At 63.2% G+C, this 17,964-nt stretch carries 10 protein-coding genes; 5 read left to right on the plus strand and 5 right to left on the minus strand.

Features of this window, described 5'->3' with window-relative positions:
* The first annotated feature begins 32 nt into the window (after nucleotides 1-32).
* Complete coding sequence (locus tag ACZ9A3_RS17870; RefSeq protein ID WP_176794324.1) at nucleotides 33-359, plus strand: GlpM family protein; 327 nt, start codon at nucleotides 33-35, stop codon at nucleotides 357-359.
* A gap of 22 nt (nucleotides 360-381) precedes the next feature.
* Here ACZ9A3_RS17870 and ACZ9A3_RS17875 read toward each other — a convergent pair whose 3' ends face one another.
* Nucleotides 382-1,374: an alpha/beta fold hydrolase gene (locus tag ACZ9A3_RS17875; protein ID WP_045197698.1), complete on the minus strand. Its 993-nt coding sequence runs from the start codon at nucleotides 1,372-1,374 to the stop codon at nucleotides 382-384.
* Nucleotides 1,375-1,575: 201 nt separating this feature from the next.
* Here ACZ9A3_RS17875 and ACZ9A3_RS17880 point away from each other — a divergent pair, with 201 nt between their 5' ends.
* The gene (locus ACZ9A3_RS17880) at nucleotides 1,576-6,993 is read left to right on the plus strand and encodes a dermonecrotic toxin domain-containing protein (RefSeq protein ID WP_476252963.1); all 5,418 of its coding nucleotides are present in this window, start codon (nucleotides 1,576-1,578) and stop codon (nucleotides 6,991-6,993) included.
* Between the two features lie 42 nt (nucleotides 6,994-7,035).
* Here the strand turns inward: ACZ9A3_RS17880 and metE are convergent, their stop codons facing one another.
* Nucleotides 7,036-9,345 (minus strand): 5-methyltetrahydropteroyltriglutamate--homocysteine S-methyltransferase, encoded by a 2,310-nt coding sequence (metE, locus tag ACZ9A3_RS17885; protein ID WP_213603433.1) that lies wholly within the window; start codon nucleotides 9,343-9,345, stop codon nucleotides 7,036-7,038.
* A 110-nt stretch (nucleotides 9,346-9,455) separates the two neighbouring features.
* On the opposite strand from metE, the gene metR reads away from it, so the two are divergent.
* Nucleotides 9,456-10,373: a transcriptional regulator MetR gene (gene metR, locus ACZ9A3_RS17890; protein WP_045197692.1), complete on the plus strand. Its 918-nt coding sequence runs from the start codon at nucleotides 9,456-9,458 to the stop codon at nucleotides 10,371-10,373.
* A gap of 3 nt (nucleotides 10,374-10,376) precedes the next feature.
* Here the strand turns inward: metR and ACZ9A3_RS17895 are convergent, their stop codons facing one another.
* Nucleotides 10,377-11,015: a LysE family translocator gene (locus ACZ9A3_RS17895; RefSeq protein ID WP_045197690.1), complete on the minus strand. Its 639-nt coding sequence runs from the start codon at nucleotides 11,013-11,015 to the stop codon at nucleotides 10,377-10,379.
* 22 nt (nucleotides 11,016-11,037) lie between these two features.
* The gene (locus tag ACZ9A3_RS17900) at nucleotides 11,038-11,451 is read right to left on the minus strand and encodes an NUDIX hydrolase (protein WP_045197688.1); all 414 of its coding nucleotides are present in this window, start codon (nucleotides 11,449-11,451) and stop codon (nucleotides 11,038-11,040) included.
* Between the two features lie 118 nt (nucleotides 11,452-11,569).
* On the opposite strand from ACZ9A3_RS17900, the gene ACZ9A3_RS17905 reads away from it, so the two are divergent.
* Nucleotides 11,570-15,886 (plus strand): DEAD/DEAH box helicase, encoded by a 4,317-nt coding sequence (locus ACZ9A3_RS17905; protein WP_476252964.1) that lies wholly within the window; start codon nucleotides 11,570-11,572, stop codon nucleotides 15,884-15,886.
* Here the strand turns inward: ACZ9A3_RS17905 and ACZ9A3_RS17910 are convergent.
* Nucleotides 15,879-16,142, minus strand: a complete 264-nt coding sequence (locus ACZ9A3_RS17910) for a type B 50S ribosomal protein L31 (protein WP_045197685.1) — start codon at nucleotides 16,140-16,142, stop codon at nucleotides 15,879-15,881. The two genes, ACZ9A3_RS17905 and ACZ9A3_RS17910, sit on opposite strands and share 8 nt — an antisense overlap.
* A gap of 201 nt (nucleotides 16,143-16,343) precedes the next feature.
* Between ACZ9A3_RS17910 and ACZ9A3_RS17915 the strand changes: the two genes are divergently transcribed.
* A complete protein-coding gene (locus ACZ9A3_RS17915) occupies nucleotides 16,344-17,963 on the plus strand; it encodes an FMN-binding glutamate synthase family protein (protein WP_093380093.1) in 1,620 nt (539 codons plus the stop codon).
* The last annotated feature ends 1 nt before the right edge of the window (nucleotide 17,964 follow it).

Genomic DNA, 17,964 nt, shown 5'->3' on the forward strand with positions numbered 1-17,964 from the left:
CGGCCGCAGAAACGGAACAAAACGTGGACCTGATCCTCAAAGCCTGCCTGGGTGCGGCCGTGGTGGTGATCCTTGCCGCCCTGGCCAAGACCCGCAACTACTACATAGCCGGCCTGGTGCCGTTGTTCCCGACCTTCGCCCTGATCGCCCACTACATCGTCGGCAAGGGGCGTTCACTGGAGGACCTGAAGACCACCATCCTGTTCAGTGCGTGGTCGATCATCCCCTACTTCGTTTACCTGGCGACGCTGTACCTGCTGGTCGAGCGCCTGCGCCTGGAAACTTCGCTGGCCCTGGCGACCCTGGCCTGGCTGGTGGCGGCGACGGTGCTGGTGAGTGTCTGGGTCAGGTTGCATTGACCTGTTCAGGGCAGCAGCAGTCTCAATACACCGCCACATGGGTATCGGCCAGGCGCTGCGTGTTCAGATACGGCAACACCGCACCCAGCAACGGCCCTTTGAACTGCTCCTGAAAGCGATGCGCCAACCCTGGAATCAGGCGTAGCTGGCTGCCCTTGATGTGCGCGGCCAGGTGTACGCCATGCATCACCGGCAGCAGCGGGTCGGCGGTGCCATGCACCACCAGGGTCGGCAGGCGCAGGTTGTTGAGCAGCTCAACCCGGCTCTGTTCGGCGAGGATCGCCATGATCTGGCGCTTGACCCCTTCGGGGTTGAAGGCGCGGTCGTAGGCTATCGCTGCCTGCTCAAGCAGCGCCTGACGATCATCCTTGACCTCGGGGCTGCCTAAGGCGGCCAGCAAGTCGGCCTGCTGTTCAAGCGCCACCTCGCGATTCGGCGCACCGCGCCTGGCCAGCAACTGCACCAGCGCCGGGCTTGGTGCCGGCAGGCCCTGGGCACCGGAACTGGACATGATCAGGGTCAGGCTCTCGACCCGCTGCGGTGCCAGCGCCGCCAGATGCTGGGCGATCATGCCGCCCATGCTCACGCCCAGGACATGAAAGCGCTCGACCTGCAGGGCATCCATCAACCCCAGGCCGTCTTCGGCCATGTCGCTCAGGGTGTAAGGCGCGGCCACCGGCAAACCCAGCTTGTAGCGCAGTACTTCGAAGGTCAGGTTGGCGTCGTCTGGCGCCTGGTTCCAGCTGGACAGGCCGACATCGCGGTTATCGTAGCGGATCACCCGAAAGCCCTGCTGACACAGGGCCACCACCACTTCATCGGGCCAGTGGATCAGTTGCCCGCCCAGGCCCATGACCAGCAGCAAGACCGGGTCCGAATCACGCCCGATGCTCTGGTAAGCCAGGCTGACCTGCGCCAGCTCGACCCGTTCAGTGGGCACGTTGACGTCGCAACGCGACGCTGCAAAAGAAGGAATGGCGCACATCAGCGCCAGAAAAAAAACCAAAGCCCGCATGAGCGAAACACCAGAATGCAAATCCCCAGTAGAGCGCGAGTCTGATGAAATTCGTTCAAGCGCGCTGCCACAGTTGCGTGACAGTTTGATGAATGTCGCCCGACGGTTATCCGCAGTACCTATGTACCGCATCTAGCGGCAACGCCTCGCGCCCAATGTGAACGCCATTTCCGGCCATAACTTCACGTTTGGGATACCGCCATGAGCGATTTGCCAGAAGTCCCCGCCCCTCACTCTCCTGTGGATTTCATTTCAGTCATAAACCACGACACTGCGTTGCTGGCAGATGCCAGCAAACGCTGGAAAGACCACCGCGATACTTTCACCACCTTGCTTGCACAAGCACCCGGCGTTTACCAGACACTACAGGACGTAGTACGCGAACAGCTGGGTGTCGATCCACTGAGCACTGCCCTGCGATTCCGTATCTCCGATGCACACGACAGCGATGTCAGCCTGGTCGCCCTGGCGCTACACACGCGCCAGTATCCCCAGCCGCCCGCTGATCTTGACCAGCACGCCCAGGTGACCGCTCAGGGCCCCGATCATCCGACCTTGCGCCTGACACCCACACAACTGCTCGCCAGGCTTGCGCAACTGGACCTTCCCGCAGCGGTCCGACGCCAGTGGGATCGCTACTGGCAAGCGCGGGCCGCCGATACCGTCGTCAGCCGCCGTACCCATGCCCAGCACCAGTACCAGTACCTGGATATTTTCAAGGCCAGTTGGGATGTGGCGCTGGCAACCGGCAAATTCGATAGGCAACAGCAGCGCGCGGTCCAAGAGGTGCTCGACAACCCTGAATGGCAAAGCCAGCAAGGTATCGAGATCCAGACCGTCGCGATAGACGGACAGGCAATGCCAGGAGCGCTGCTGTTCAAAATCGAAGACGAACCACAGCTGATGCTGTATCGCCCCGACAGCGGCTTCAGTACCCACGCGTCCCAGGCGGACCTGGAGGCGGCCATTGGCGCCACGGTCTCCAGCGTCAGCTATGAAAGCCACGGCAGCCTTTCAGGCGGTTTCAGCCCGCTGTTCAACAGCCTGCTCAATGAGCGTTTGAGCGCGCTGGACTTCAAGCCCGGCGAAGATATTCGCCAGTTTGGCGAACTTGCGCTGTCGATGGTCCACTGGGTCGATACTCAGCAGCGCAGTTCAAGCATCTTCAGCCTGCCGCCTGCCCTTGAATCAACCGACAGCGAAGACGCCTCGCAGCGTTCGCTCTACGACTTTGGCAGCTTGAACCTCGACATCCCTTATTCCATCCGCCTGCAACAGATCAACACCCAGCGGGCACTGATGGCCAGCATTGCCGAAACCGATCTGCAAGCGCTCAAGGATCATCAGCAAACTCTTGGCGATGCCTGCCAACAAGCGGAACAGGCCATTGAGCAGCAACTGAAGGCCGACACCTGGCACCAGGAGCAATCCCCCGCCGCCAATGCTGCGCTGCTCCAGGCGCATTACCACGGCTTGCGCGCCCACGCGCGCTTTCAGAACCTGCTGGGGCAAATCGATAACGAAGAATTGAGGTGGCTCGAAAGCCTTCTCGATCAACCCGACACCTTCCCGCGCCTGGGCTCCAGTATTGTCGCGGCGCATCCAGTGCTCAACACAACGTCGATGGACAATGGCGTCCAAATCTCTACCAGCACCACCCTCAATGATTGCCTGGTCGTGACCCTGCAGGACGGTGACAACCCGCAGAGCCTGCTGCTGTACTGGCCGGGTGAAGCCGGCGGGCTGCTACGCTGCGCCAACCAAGCGGAACTGACCCGCTGCTTCGCCATCAACGATCAGAGCGAGCAGTCACTGAGCCTGAGCCCGGTGACCGGCGATGTCCTGGCCGTGGTTCTGGCCCACCATTTAAGCCAGGCCAAGACTGCGCTGACCACCGAGGAGGCGCCCGCGGCGGTGAAAGAAGCACTGGCCCGGCGCCTGCAGGTCCCCCGCCACGCCGCGCGCGAGTACGCGTTCAACCTGATCCAGGAACAGGAAACCAGTGCCACGTTGACGGGCGCTCCCCTGAACTGGCTGGACAAGTTGTCGGCCAGCGATCGCGCGATGCTCAAGGCCGGCACCCTCGGCTTCATCGCGGCCATGCACCGGGCCCAGGCCCTGGTCGCCCGCGACCTGCCCCACCGCGAACTGTTCTGCCGCCAGCTCATCAGCCAACGCCTGAAGCAGGACTTCCCTGGCTACGACGACAGCCCCATCACCCTCTACCTGCCAGAGAGCACCTCGTGGGTGCCCATTGTGGTTGACAGCACCAGCCCCCAGGGCATTGCCACCAAGCCGACGCTCAAGGCCAGCAACAAATGGGTCGACCTGACGCTGGATGCCTTGTTGCTGGACAACATCGACGAGGCCATGAAAGAGCGTCTGAGTTTTCTCAAGCTGAAGCTCAACACATCGAATCAGGCGCTTGTTCAACAGCTCAAGGACAGCATCGACAAAACCTACCTGAGCGGCTTGGCCACCGACCTTGACCTGGCCCAGCAATACGAAAACAAGATCACCGAGGCGTATCGGGGCACTCACGAAGGCGCTTTTTCCCGGGCCTATCGGCGTCAATGCCTGGGTGAACCTTTCCGCCAGATGCTCATCATGCATAGCGCCCAGGCCAGGGCCAAGGGCGAGCTGGACGACAGGGGCCAGACGATCTTCAATATCGCCATCGACGCCGACAGCAAAGCGGCCTACCAAGCCGACGGCCATGATATTGAACTGATTTCTGCCCGGCTGACCGCAGGCGGCGAAGACACCGACAGCTACGGCACTACGCTGTCCGGGGTCACCTTCATCAGCGATCAGAACAGCGGCATCACCGTACTCTACCGACCCGAGCATCCCACCCGCCTGGTACGCCAGTACAGCAGCCTGGAAGCGGCCCGTTCCGGGCTGTATGACCTGAGCAAGCAGAGCGGCGAAATCGACTACCTGGCCGGGCGCGCCTTGCTGGGCAACCCGGACGCACACCGATCGCGGATGCGCCAGGCCATCAAACATCGCTTCGACGGCATTATTGGCCTGGGCACGACATGGCCCTCGACCACCTCACTGGCCCAGCACCTACTCGACGCCCAGGGTGGCCGCATTCTCGAAGCCCATCGCGCCACCTCGCGCTCGAACCGCGACCTGTGGCTGGAAAACTTCGCCTACCAGAGCGGCATGATCTTTAACTACATCAAGATGGCGCTGGGCTTCATTCCGGTAATCGGGACCGTCGTCGCCGTCTACGACTTCTTTGAAGCCAGTGCCCGACTGGTCAGCGCATTGCGCCAGGATGAGGTGTACAAGGCGCTGGAGGCGCTGCAACAAGTGCTGCTGGCTTTCGTCGATGCTGCCATCGACCTCGCGCCCGGCCTGCCCCTCAAGGCCCTGAGCGCCCGTCAGCTGACCCGCCAGCGTCAGTTGCAACTGTTGCAAGCAGGCCCGGCGGCGGGCTTTGCGCCCGGCAGCGCCCAACGCCTGTCGCGCTTTGAAGGTTACGAATACCAGACGCCGTTGTCGCTGGCCGGGATCGAGCCGGGGCGCCACGGCAAGTACAAAGGCATCTACCAGCACGCCAAAGGCGACTTCATCCTGGTGGGCGACCGCCCCTGCCAGGTGCAATGGCTGGAGACGGAACACACCTGGCGTCTGCGTGGCACACAGTTCAAGACCTGGCGGAAAAATATCGCGCTGAATGAAAACGGCCAGTGGGACACCCATTTCGCGCTGTATGGCGTGCACCTGCGCGGCGGCGGTGCAGGCGGCGGCCAGGTACTGGGGCATCTGGCGGATGTATTGGCACCGTACTGGCCGGCGGCGATTCGCGAGCGGCTACCGATATCATGGACGGATGTACGTCAGCGCCAATACCAAAGGCTTTTAAACAAGTTAAGGTCAGACGGTGAAGCCTTTCAACTGCAAACACGCAGAGTCAATGACAAACACCGCCAAGGGCTCGCTGTCACAGAACAAGAGCTCGAAAAGGACATCAAGGACGCAATTGCGCTGTACACAACCTACGAAGACTTCCTGGCACTGGCAACCCGCTCCAATGCCCAGGCAACAAAAGATCAAATGAGCGTCACAGCGAAAATGCTGACCAGCCGTTACCACCTCAGATTGAACAACGCCATCACACGCATCGAGTCTATTAATACCGAAATAGCGAACATCGGCCTGGAGGTCAACAGACTGGTCCAGAGAATCCCGCAAACCCTGGCGGCGGACGGAACCGCAGGAGAGGCTTTTTACACCCTTGCCCGTCAAATGGCGCAGAAGAGAAATCAGGCTCTGCCCCTTCGCCGCAACATTCTTGAAGCGCTTGAACTGATGGCACGCCATCTCGACAACATGAGGATCTGGAAACTCAAAATCACCCAGGGCATTGACCGAAGGGACTTTATCAGCGACATCGATCGCGTGACCGATACCCTCACACCCGTGGTGCTCAACGGCCTGCGAATCGACCAGCTCAAAGAGTTGATCAGTAAACCGCTAAGCGGTTTCGACCTAGGCTGGGCCAATCTTCAGATAAAATTGTCAGCACCGCGCAATCGCCTTGACCGGATGCTCTATGCCCTGAGCCAGCTTGCTTCGGTCAGCCATAGCAGAGCGCAACGCAGTGCAATACTCAAACAAGGGGTCGATGAACTTCAAGCCTTCAAGAACAATCTGCGCTACTGGAGCATCAGCGATGATGAGTACTTCGACGCCGCTGTTGTAAAGGTACTAGAGAGTCGCCTCGACGACAGCATCAATTACTACAGCCGCTACTTGAATACACCCACCGAAAATCTTCCAACCGTGCCGAAAAACCAGCCCACAAGCGCTCGGGTGTTTCAGACCACTGACGACCTTTACCTTATTGGTACTCCCACACAACAGCGCAACACCTACACGCTCACGGGTATCAATGGCCGTGACGAAATCTACATTCAAGGCGCCGACGGTAAGTTCATCCTGCAAAACCCCGACACGTCCGCAGGTTCAGCCAGTCAACCGTCGCTTTCACAAAGCCGTTCCGAGGCACGCAAGTTTCTCGACGGATCCTCTGCGTTTCGCAACAAAGTAGATGGTTATGCCACTCAAAATCTGGAACCCGCCAGCCTTGAGGACTTGATGCTCAAACGGGCCGACGACCTGAATGCTGCCGCCAACACAATCGAACGCCTAAGCCCCACCGACGACTTGATCAACGAACTGCGCGAAGCCGCAAGACAGCTGGTGAACGATGGACGTCAACTGCGCGTCCAGCAAATTCTGCAAACCAAACAGCCTAACGGCGGCCACCTTGAGTACTTAGAGAATCAACGGGGTGTGGTGGAGATCGAAAAGGTTGGCGGCCTTGTGGAACTAAGAAAACGCCCCGATGGACGTCCGGACTTTCTGCAGGAGTACGTCATCTATGATCGCACCCAACAACCGCGACGTACCCTCTGGTATGCGCACTTCCATTACAACAAGCAGAAGCCGCGCTTTGCCGAGTTCGACAAAGCCCATTTGAAAATACCGGCCCAGCGCAAACTGGGCACAGAATGGCAAAGCAGCCAGATCGAAGAAGTGCAAATCTGGCGAGGTGACCTGGGCCGGCCATTGGCCGAACGTGTCTTCGCCAACCTCTTCTGAAACCACACCGGGCATCCTTGAACAGGATGCCCGGTTCGCGCTCTACGCCAGTTCGCTGCGCAATTGCCGCGCCGCCGCGACCATGTTGATAAGTGCCGCTTCAGTCTCCGGCCAGGCACGGGTCTTCAGGCCGCAGTCCGGATTGACCCACAGGCGTTCAGCCGGGATGCGCTTGACCGCCTTGCTCATCAACTTGACCATCTCGGCCGTGTCCGGCACCCGCGGTGAGTGGATGTCGTAGACGCCCGGGCCGATGTCGTTGGGGTAGTCGAAAGCTTCGAAGGCCTCCAACAACTCCATGTCCGAACGTGAAGTCTCGATGGTGATGACGTCGGCGTCCATGGCCGCGATCGCTTCGATCACATCGTTGAACTCGCTGTAGCACATGTGGGTGTGGATCTGGGTTTCATCGCGCACGCCGCTTGAGCACAGGCGGAAGGCTTCCACCGCCCAACCCAGGTATTGCTGCCATTGCGCCCGGCGCAGCGGCAGACCTTCACGGAACGCGGCTTCGTCGATCTGCACGATCTTGATGCCGGCGGCTTCCAGGTCCTGCACTTCGTCACGAATGGCCAGCGCCAGTTGCTCGGCCTGGACCTTGCGCGACACGTCTTCGCGCGGGAACGACCACATCAGCATGGTCACCGGGCCCGTCAGCATGCCCTTCATGACCTTGCTGGTCAGGCGCTGGGCGTATTCGATCCAGGCCACGGTCATGGCCTGCGGACGGCTGAGGTCGCCGTAGATGATCGCAGGCTTTACGCAACGCGAACCGTAGCTCTGCACCCAGCCAAAGCGGGTGAAGGCATAGCCGTCCAGTTGCTCGGCAAAGTACTCGACCATGTCATTGCGCTCGGCTTCACCGTGCACCAGCACGTCCAGGCCCAGGCGCTCCTGGACCTGCACGGCATGGCGAATCTCGCTGTGCATGGCATCGGTGTAATCGTTGGCCGAGAGCTTGCCCTGCTTAAAGGCCTGACGCGCCAGGCGGATCGCCGAGGTCTGCGGGAAAGAACCGATGGTGGTGGTCGGGAACGCCGGCAATTGCAGGCGCTGACGCTGGGCTTCGATACGCTGGGCGAAGGCCGACTGACGCCGGCTATCGGCAGCGGTGACGGCGGCCAGGCGCGCCTGGACCTGCGGCTTGTGAATGCGTGGCGACTCGGCACGGCTTTTCTGTACCGCGCGGCTGTGGCTCAGGGCGTTTTGTACTGCTGGCAAGTGCGGGGTATCCAGGGCCTTGGCCAGCACGGCGATCTCTTCACACTTTTGCACGGCGAAGGCCAGCCAGCTTTTCAGCTCGGCATCGAGCTTGTCTTCACGGGACAGGTCCACGGGACTGTGCAGCAACGAGCAGGAACCGGCGACCCAGAGGTTGGCACCGAAGCGCTGCTGGGCCTGTTGCAGCTGCTCCAGGGCCTTGTCCAGGTCGCAGCGCCAGACGTTGCGGCCGTTGACCACACCCAGCGACAGTACCTTGTAGGTTGGCAGGCGATCGAGCACGGCCGGCAGTTGTTCCGGGGCGCGCACCAGGTCGATGTGCAGGCCATCCACCGGCAGGCCGACGGCCAGGCCGAGGTTGTCTTCCAGGCCACTGAAGTAGGTGGCGACCAGTTTCTTCAGGGGCGAGTACTGGAGGATGTGGTAGGCACGTTCGAAGGCGTTCTTCCATTCCTGCGGCAGGTCCAGGCCAAGGATCGGCTCGTCGATCTGCACCCACTCCACACCCTGGCGCGACAGGCGGCTGAGGATTTCACCATACACTGGCAGCAGGCGCTCAAGCAGGTCGAGCTTGTCGAACTCGCCGCCCTTGGCCTTGCCCAGCCACAGGTAGGTCAGCGGGCCGATCAGCACCGGTTTCACCGCGTGGCCGAGGGCCTGGGCTTCGGCGACTTCTTCGAACAGTTGCTCCCAACTGAGCAAAAAGCGCTGGTCAGCACTGAATTCCGGGACCAGGTAGTGGTAGTTGGTGTCGAACCACTTGGTCAGCTCTTGCGCATATTGCGTCTGGCCGTGGCTGGCACCGCAGCAGGTGCTGGCGCCACGGGCCATGGCGAACAGGGTATCGAGGGTCGGCAGGCCGTTATCACCGGTAACCTGGGCGAAGCGCTCGGGAATTGCACCGAAGGTCAGCGAGTGAGTCAGCACCTGGTCGTACCAGGCAAAGTCGCCAACCGGCAGCAGCTCGATCCCGGCGTCTTTCTGCACCTGCCAGTGACGGGCACGCAGTTCGCGGCCAACGGCTTCAAGGCCGGCCTGATCGAGATCGCCTTTCCAGTAGGCTTCTTGTGCTTTTTTCAGTTCGCGGTCAGCGCCGATGCGCGGGAAACCAAGGTTGTGGGCCAGTGCCATGAGAAAACGTCCTCCCTGTAAAAGATGACGCTATTGTCGACAGCCAGACCAACATGAGACAAACTCAATAAATTCGTGTTCATCTCAAAGTTTACTCATGGAGCCCCTCGGTGCTGGAAATTCGCCACCTGAAAACCCTGCACGCCTTGCGCGAAGCCGACAGCCTGGTCGAGGCCGCTGAACGCCTGCACCTGACCCAGTCGGCACTGTCCCATCAGTTCAAGGAGCTCGAGGAGCGCCTGGGCATGCCGCTGTTCATGCGCAAGACCAAGCCGCTGCGTTTTACCAGCGCCGGCCTGCGCCTGCTGCAGCTGGCCGATGCCACCCTGCCATTGTTGCGCGGCGCCGAGCGTGACATCGCCCGCCTGGCCGGCGGCACTGCCGGGCGCCTGCACATGGCCATCGAATGCCATAGTTGCTTCCAGTGGCTGATGCCGACCATCGACCAGTTCCGCGATGCCTGGCCGGAGGTCGAACTGGACCTGGCCTCGGGCTTTGCCTTCGCCCCGCTGCCGGCGCTGGCCCGCGGCGACCTCGACCTGGTGGTGACCTCCGACCCGCTGGAGCTCAGCGGCATCACCTACGTGCCGCTGTTTACCTACGAAGCCATGCTTGCCGTGGCCAACCAGCACCCGTTGGCGCACAAGCCGTACATGGTGCCGGAAGACCTGGCCACGGAGACCCTGATCACCTACCCGGTAGAGCGTGACCGCCTGGACATCTTCACCCGCTTCCTGGAGCCGGCCGACGTCGAGCCCGCGCAGGTGCGCACGGCCGAATTGACGGTGATGATGATGCAACTGGTGGCCAGCGGCCGCGGGGTCTGCGGCATGCCGCACTGGGCCTTGCACGAGTACAGTTCGCGCGGCTACGTGAAGGCCAAGCGCCTGGGCGAGAAAGGCCTGTTCGCCACGCTCTACGCGGCGGTGCGCAGCGACATGCTCGATGCGCCGTACATGCGCGATTTTCTGCTGACCGCCAAGGACACCTCGTTCTCGACCCTCGATGGCGTCAGCGCGGTACGCTGAGCCTTACACGGCCCGGCGTTGCTCCTGCACCAGGCGCAACGCCAGGCCGGCCAGGACGAAACCCATCACGTAGCGCTGCAGCATCAGCCACAGCGGGTAGCGTACAAACCAACCGGCGATGCCGGCGGCGAACAATGCGATCAGCAGGTTGACCGAAAAGCTTACGGCGATCTGGGTCAGGCCCAGGGCCAGGCTCTGGAGCAGCACCGAGCCGTTTTCCGGCGAGACGAACTGTGGCAGCACCGAGAGGTAGAACACCGCCACCTTGGGGTTGAGCACGCTGGTCAGAAAACCCATCAACACCAGTTTGCGCGGTGAGTCCGGCGCCAGCTCGCGAGGCTCGAACGGCGAACGGGCACCCGGCTTGACCGCCTGCCAGGCCAGCCACAGCAGGTAGCCGGCACCGGCCCACTTGAGCAGGTCGTAGGCCAGCGGCACGGCCATGAACAAAGCAGTCAGGCCAATGGCTGCGGCCGTCATGTGCACCAGAAAGCCGCCGACCACCCCCAGCAGCGACGTCACCCCAGCCATGCGGCCCTGGCAGATCGAACGGGAAATCAGGTAGATCATGTTCGGCCCGGGGGTGAGCACCATCAGCAGCGCGGCGCCGATAAACAGCAGCCATTCATGGGTGGGGATCATCGGCATTCCTTTGCAAGTGAGATCAGGCAGGTGCTGTAGTTAACTGCCGGTACAGCGGCAGAATCAAGTCCCGGGTCAACGGCGCCAGCTCAAGGGTCAGTTGCTTGCGCGCCGAGACCCAGACCACCTCTTCGATTTCCGCGGCAGGCTCGACCGGCATGGCGGTGTGCACCTTGAAAATCTCGGCCTGGACGACAAAACCCGGCTCGTTGGCGGCCGGGGCACTGAACTGCCCCAGGTACTCGGCGTCCTGCGCCTCGATCGCCAGGCCCAGCTCTTCGAACAGCTCGCGGGCCAGGGCGCTGACCGGCTGCTCGTCGGCCTCGATCTTGCCGCCCGGCTGCATGAACGCCTGGGTACCGCGCTTGCGCACCAGCAGGGTACGGCCTTGCGGGTCAAGCAGGAGGGCGGCGGCGATGCGGATGGTTTTGCTCATGGGACGCTCGTGAACAGGAAAGCGCGCAAGGATCACATGTTGGCAGGTGCCTTTCAATCCTGGGCCGGTCTGACGAACGCCCCTTGCAAGCCCGCGCCATTGGCCGCATAAACAGGCCATGAACCTACCCGCCTGCAAGCACCCGGAACTGGACGCCTTCCACCGCGCGGTCCGCACCTGGTTCGAGCGCCAGTTCCCGACGGTCACCGCCGCCCAGGCCCGGGCCTGGCCGTTGATCGGCAGCGGGCAATCGTTGTTGGTGGCAGCGCCTACCGGCTCGGGCAAAACCCTCACTGCCTTCCTGGCCATCCTCGACGAGCTGTTCGTGCAGGGCCTGGCCGCCGGCCAGTTGCCGGACCAGACCCAGGTGGTCTACGTCTCGCCACTCAAGGCGCTGTCCAACGATATCCAGATCAACCTGCAGGCGCCGCTGGCCGGGATCAACGCGGTACTGGCCGAGCAAGGCCTGGCGCCGCTGGAAATCCGCACGGCGGTGCGCAGCGGCGATACCCCGCAAAAAGAACGCACAGCCATGCGCCGCCAGGCGCCGCATATTCTGGTGACCACCCCCGAATCGCTGTATGTGTTGCTCGGCTCGGCCTCCGGGCGCCAGGGCCTGGCCAGCGTGCACACGGTGATCGTCGACGAAATCCACGCCCTGGCCGGCAACAAGCGCGGCAGCCATCTGGCCCTGAGCCTGGAACGCCTTGAAGCGCTGTGCGGGCGGCCGCTGCGACGCATCGGCCTGTCGGCCACGCAACGCCCGGTCGAGCGCGTGGCGCAGTTTCTGGTGGGCCAGGGGCGCGAGTGCGCGATTGTCGATATCGGCCATGCCCGCCCCCGCGACCTGGGCCTGGAAGTGCCGCCGGTGCCGCTTGGCGCGGTGATGGCCACAGATGTCTGGGGCCTGGTCTACGATCGCCTGGCGGCCTTGGCCCGCGAGCACCGCACCACCCTGGTGTTCGTCAACACCCGGCGCCTGGCCGAGCGCCTGACCCGCCATTTGAGTGAACGCCTGGGCCGCGACGCCGTGGCCGCGCACCACGGCAGCATGGCCAAGGAGTACCGCCTGGACGCCGAGCAACGGCTCAAGCGTGGTGAGCTGCAGGTCCTGGTAGCCACCGCCTCGCTGGAGCTGGGCATCGATATCGGTGAGGTCGAGCTGGTCTGCCAGATCGGCTCGCCCGGCTCGATTGCCGCGTTTTTGCAAAGAGTCGGGCGCTCCGGGCACCAGGTCGAAGGCACGCCCAAGGGCCGGCTGTTCCCGCTGTCGCGCGATGACCTGATCGAATGCGCAGCGTTGCTCGATTGCGTACGGCGCGGCGAGCTCGATCGCCTGCAGGTGCCGCAGGCACCGCTGGACGTATTGGCGCAACAGATCGTCGCCGAAGTCAGCAGCCAGGAATGGCATGAACAGGCGTTGTTCGACTGCCTGCGCCGGGCCATGCCCTACGCCGAGCTGGATCAAGGCCACTACCAGGCGCTGCTGCGCATGCTCGGCGAAGGCTTCAATGGTCGCCAGGGTATCCGCAGCGCCTATCTGCACCGCGATGCGGTCAACGGTACCCTGCGCGGGCGCCGTGGCGCGCAACTGACGGCGCTGACCAGCGGCGGCACCATCCCCGATAACGCCGACTACAGCGTGGTGCTCGAACCGCAGAGCTTGAACATCGGCACGGTCAACGAAGACTTCGCGGTGGAAAGCATCGCTGGCGATATCTTCCAGCTGGGCAACGCCTCTTACCGCATCCTGCGCGTGGAAAGCGGCCGGGTGCGGGTCGAGGACGCCAAGGGCCTGCCGCCGAGCATCCCGTTCTGGCTCGGTGAAGCGCCGGGGCGCAGTGACGAGTTGTCGGCAGGCGTGGCACGCTTGCAAGGCGAGATCGACCAGCGCCTGGGCGCTGCCGACGGCCAGTTGCAACCGCTGCTCGACTGGCTGACGACCGAGCTGAGCCTGGGCCTGGACAGCGCCGAGCAATTGCTTGAATACCTGGCCCATACTCGCCAGGTGCTCGGCGCCCTGCCCTCGCAGCAGACCCTGGTGATGGAGCGTTTTTTCGACGAGTCCGGCGGCACCCAGCTGATCATCCACTCACCGTTCGGCAGCCGCATCAATCGCGCCTGGGGCCTGGCCCTGCGCAAGCGCTTCTGCCGTACCTTCAACTTCGAGCTGCAGGCGGCGGCCAGCGAAGATGCGATTGTCCTGTCGCTGTCGGCCAGCCACAGCTTTGCCCTCGAAGAAGTCTGGCGTTACCTGCACAGCAACAGCGCCGAGGCGGTGCTGATCCAGGCCCTGCTCGATGCGCCGCTGTTCGGCGTGCGCTGGCGCTGGAATGCCGGCACCGCGCTGGCCCTGCCGCGCTTTGTCGGCGGGCGCAAGGTGGCGCCGCAAATCCAGCGGATGAAAAGCGAAGACCTGATAGCCGCAGTGTTCCCCGACCAGATTGCCTGCCTGGAAAACCTCGCCGGCGAGCGGCAGATTCCCGATCACCCACTGGTCGAGCAGACCCTCGACGACTGCCTGCACGAAGCCATGGACAGCGAAGGCTGGCTGGCGCTGCTGCGGCGTATCGAACACGGCCAGATCACGCTGATTGCCCGTGACCTGCCCGCGCCTTCGCCGCTGGCCTCGGCCATTCTCAACGCCCGGCCCTATACCTTCCTGGATGATGCGCCGCTAGAAGAACGACGCACCCAGGCCGTACTCAATCGCCGCTGGAACGAGGCGCAAAGCAGCGATGACCTCGGCGCGCTCGACCCGCAGGCCATCGCCGCCGTACAAAGCGAGGCGTGGCCGACGCCCACCCGCAGCGATGAAATGCATGAGGCTCTGATGAGCCTGGCCTGCATCAGCCAGGCCGAAGCCGAGGCCAATGACGGCTGGCAAGAGTGGCTGGCGGCGCTGGGCAATGAAGGCCGCGCCTGCCGCCTGCAACTGAGCGGTGGCCAAGCATTGTGGCTGGCCCGCGAACGCCTGATGCTGCTGCGCGCCCTGTACCCAAACGCGCCCCTGACACCCGACGTCAGCGCCCTGCCCGGCTTTGATCAGGCCATGGACGCCGAAGCCGCATTGGTCGAGCTGCTGCGCGCACGCCTGAGCGGCTTCGGCCCGCTGACGACCGAGCAGATTGCCGCGCCGCTGCAACTGCCGGTCAGCGCCATCGAGCAGGCCCTGGCCCGCCTGGAAGGCGAAGGCTACGTGATGCGCGGGTACTACTTTCAACCAAATCAGCAACCGAACCAGCAACCGGGCCAGCAAGCGCTGCAATGGTGCGAACGGCACCTGCTGGCGCGGATTCATCGCTACACCATCAAGCGCCTGCGCCGGGAAATCGAACCGGTCAGCCTGCAGGACTTCACCCGCTTTCTGTTCGACTGGCAGCACCTGACACCCGGCTCGCGCCTGCAAGGCCAGGCCGCGCTGAGCGCCGTGCTCGATCAGTTCGAAGGTTACCCCGCAGCGGCGGCGGCCTGGGAAAGCGACCTGCTGCCCACCCGGCTCAAGGACTACAGCCCGCGCTGGCTCGACGAAGCCTGCCGCGCCGGCAAATATGCCTGGGCGCGCCTGGCCCCGAGCGCCGCGGCGAGCACCCTGCGCAGCACGCCGCTGGTGCTGTTGCCACGCCCCCGCCTGGGCTTGTGGCGGGCCCTGAGCCCGGCGCTGGACAGCAGCGAACTGGGCCTGCGTGCCCAACGCGTACACACGGTGTTGAGCGAACACGGCGCATTGTTCTTCGATGAGCTGGTGCACGACGCCCACCTGCTGCCCAGCGAACTGGAAAACGCCTTGCAAGAGCTGGTGGCCGCCGGTTTGATCAGCGCCGACAGCTTTGCCGGCCTGCGTGCACTGATTACCCCGGCGAGCAAACGCCAGGGCCGTAGCCATCGCCGCGGTCGCGGGCCATTGTTCGGCGGTATGGAAGACGCCGGGCGCTGGGCGCTGTTGCGCAAACCCACTGCCAAGCGTGACGAGGACCTTGAACACATCGCCCGCACCTTGCTGCGCCGCTATGGCGTGATGTGCTGGCGCTTGCTGGATCGCGAGGCCGACTGGCTGCCCAGCTGGCGCGAGCTGCTGCGCTGCTACCACCGCCTGGAAGCCCGCGGCGAAATCCGTGGCGGGCGCTTTATCAGCGGCCTGGCCGGCGAGCAGTTCGCCCTGCCCGAGGCCGTGGCACTGCTGCGCGAAGTGCGCCGGCGCCCGCTCGATGGCAGCCTGGTGGCGATCAGCGCCAGCGACCCGCTGAACCTGGTCGGCACCCTGCTGCCGGGCAGCAAGGTGCCTGCAGTCAGCGGCAATCGCCTGCTTTATCGCGATGGTGTGCCGGTGGCGACGCTGATTGCCGGCAAGCTCCAGTTCAATGCAGAAGATGAACTGGCGGCGCATGGCGAATGGCGCGAGCGCCTGATCCGCGATGCTGCTCTGGTCACTTGACCTGCGGCGCGGCGAACCCGGCAAAGCGCTTGTTGAAACCGGCCACCCGACCTTCGACCGTGGTCTTGCGTTGCTGGCCGGTATAGATCGGATGCGAAGCGCTGGAAACATCCAGGGCCACGTAGGGGTAGGTTTTGCCGTCGCTATGGGTGTGGCTGCGGTCAGTGTCGACGGTCGAGCCGATCAGGAAGTACACATCGGCGGCAGTGTCGTGGAACAGCACGGGGCGATAGTCGGGGTGAATGCCGGGTTTCATGGCCAAGCCTCTTGGGAAAATGAACGAATACGAACTGATACAATATAACATATCAATTACTCGCAAATACAAATGATTTTCGATTCCAAGATGAAGCTTGCAGCCCTTGCGCGCTGCGGGCTGGCGCTGGAAACCCCAACCGGGCTAAGGTCGGGGTTTGTCCAGGCCCTGAGCCTGACCGTGCCATCGCAAGGAAACCGTATGAGCCTGTCACTTCTCAGCCGCTACGCCTTCTTCGCTGCCTGTGTGTTGTTCACCCTGGTCAGCCTGCCCTTCCTCCACCACGAATGGCTGTGGCCGTTCACCCTGGTGACCGCCGTGCTCAGCCTGATCGGCCTTGGCGACCTGCTGCAAAGCCGTCACGCGGTGCGCCGCAACTACCCGATTCTGGGCAATATCCGCTACCTGGTCGAAGGCATTCGCCCGGAAATCCGCCAGTACTTGCTTGAAGCCGACAGCGATGCCCTGCCGTTTTCCCGGGCGCAGCGCTCGCTGGTGTATGCGCGGGCCAAGAACGAAGCTTCGGACAAGCCTTTCGGCACCCTGATCGACGTGTACCAGTCCGGTTTCGAGTTCATCGGCCACTCCATGCGCCCGGCGCCGCTCAGCGACCCGTCGAGCTTTCGGGTAATCGTCGGCGGCCCGCAGTGCACGCAGCCGTACTCGGCGTCGGTGTTCAATATCTCGGCGATGAGCTTCGGCTCACTCAGCGCCAACGCCATCCGTGCCCTGAACCAGGGGGCCAAGCTGGGCAACTTCGCCCACGACACCGGTGAAGGCAGCATCAGCCCCTACCACCGCGAGCACGGTGGCGACCTGACCTGGGAACTGGGCAGCGGCTACTTTGGCTGCCGCACCTCGGACGGGCGCTTTGACCCCGAGCGCTTTGCCGAGCAGGCGCGCAACCCGCAAGTGCGGATGATCGAAATCAAGATGAGCCAGGGCGCCAAACCCGGCCACGGCGGCATCCTGCCCAAGCACAAGGTCACCCGCGAAATCGCCGAAACCCGCGGGGTAATGATGGGTGAAGACTGCATCTCGCCGTCACGCCACAGTGCGTTCTCTACCCCGATCGAGATGATGCAGTTCATCGCCCAATTGCGTGAACTGTCAGGTGGCAAACCGGTGGGCTTCAAGTTCTGCCTCGGCCACCCCTGGGAGTTCATGGGCATCGCCAAGGCCATGCTGGAAACCGGCATCCTGCCTGACTTCATCGTCGTCGACGGCAAGGAAGGCGGCACCGGCGCGGCGCCAGTGGAGTTTACCGACCATATCGGCGTGCCACTGCGCGAAGGCCTGCTGTTCGTCCACAACACCCTGGTGGGCCTGAACCTGCGCGACAAGATCAAGCTCGGCGCCAGCGGCAAGATCGTCAGCGCCTTCGACATCGCCAGCGTACTGGCCATCGGCGCCGACTGGGCCAACTCGGCGCGCGGCTTCATGTTTGCCATCGGCTGCATCCAGTCGCAAAGCTGCCACACCAACAAGTGCCCGACTGGCGTTGCCACCCAGGACCCGCTGCGCCAGCGCGCCCTGGTAGTGCCCGACAAGGCCCAGCGGGTGCACAACTTTCACCACAACACCCTCAAGGCCCTGGCTGAAATGCTCGCCGCCGCCGGCCTCGATCACCCCTCGCAACTGCAAGCCAAGCACCTGGTGCGGCGCATCTCGGCCACCGAGATCAAGCTGTTCTCGCAGATGCATGTGTTCCTCAAGCCGGGTGAATTGCTCAACGGCGAGGTCAACGGCGAGTTCTATTCGCGGATGTGGCAGATGGCGCGGGCGGACAGCTTCGAGCCGCAAGAGGTGGCGGCGGCCTGAA

It is taken from the genome of Pseudomonas sp. TE4620 (assembly GCF_056279045.1).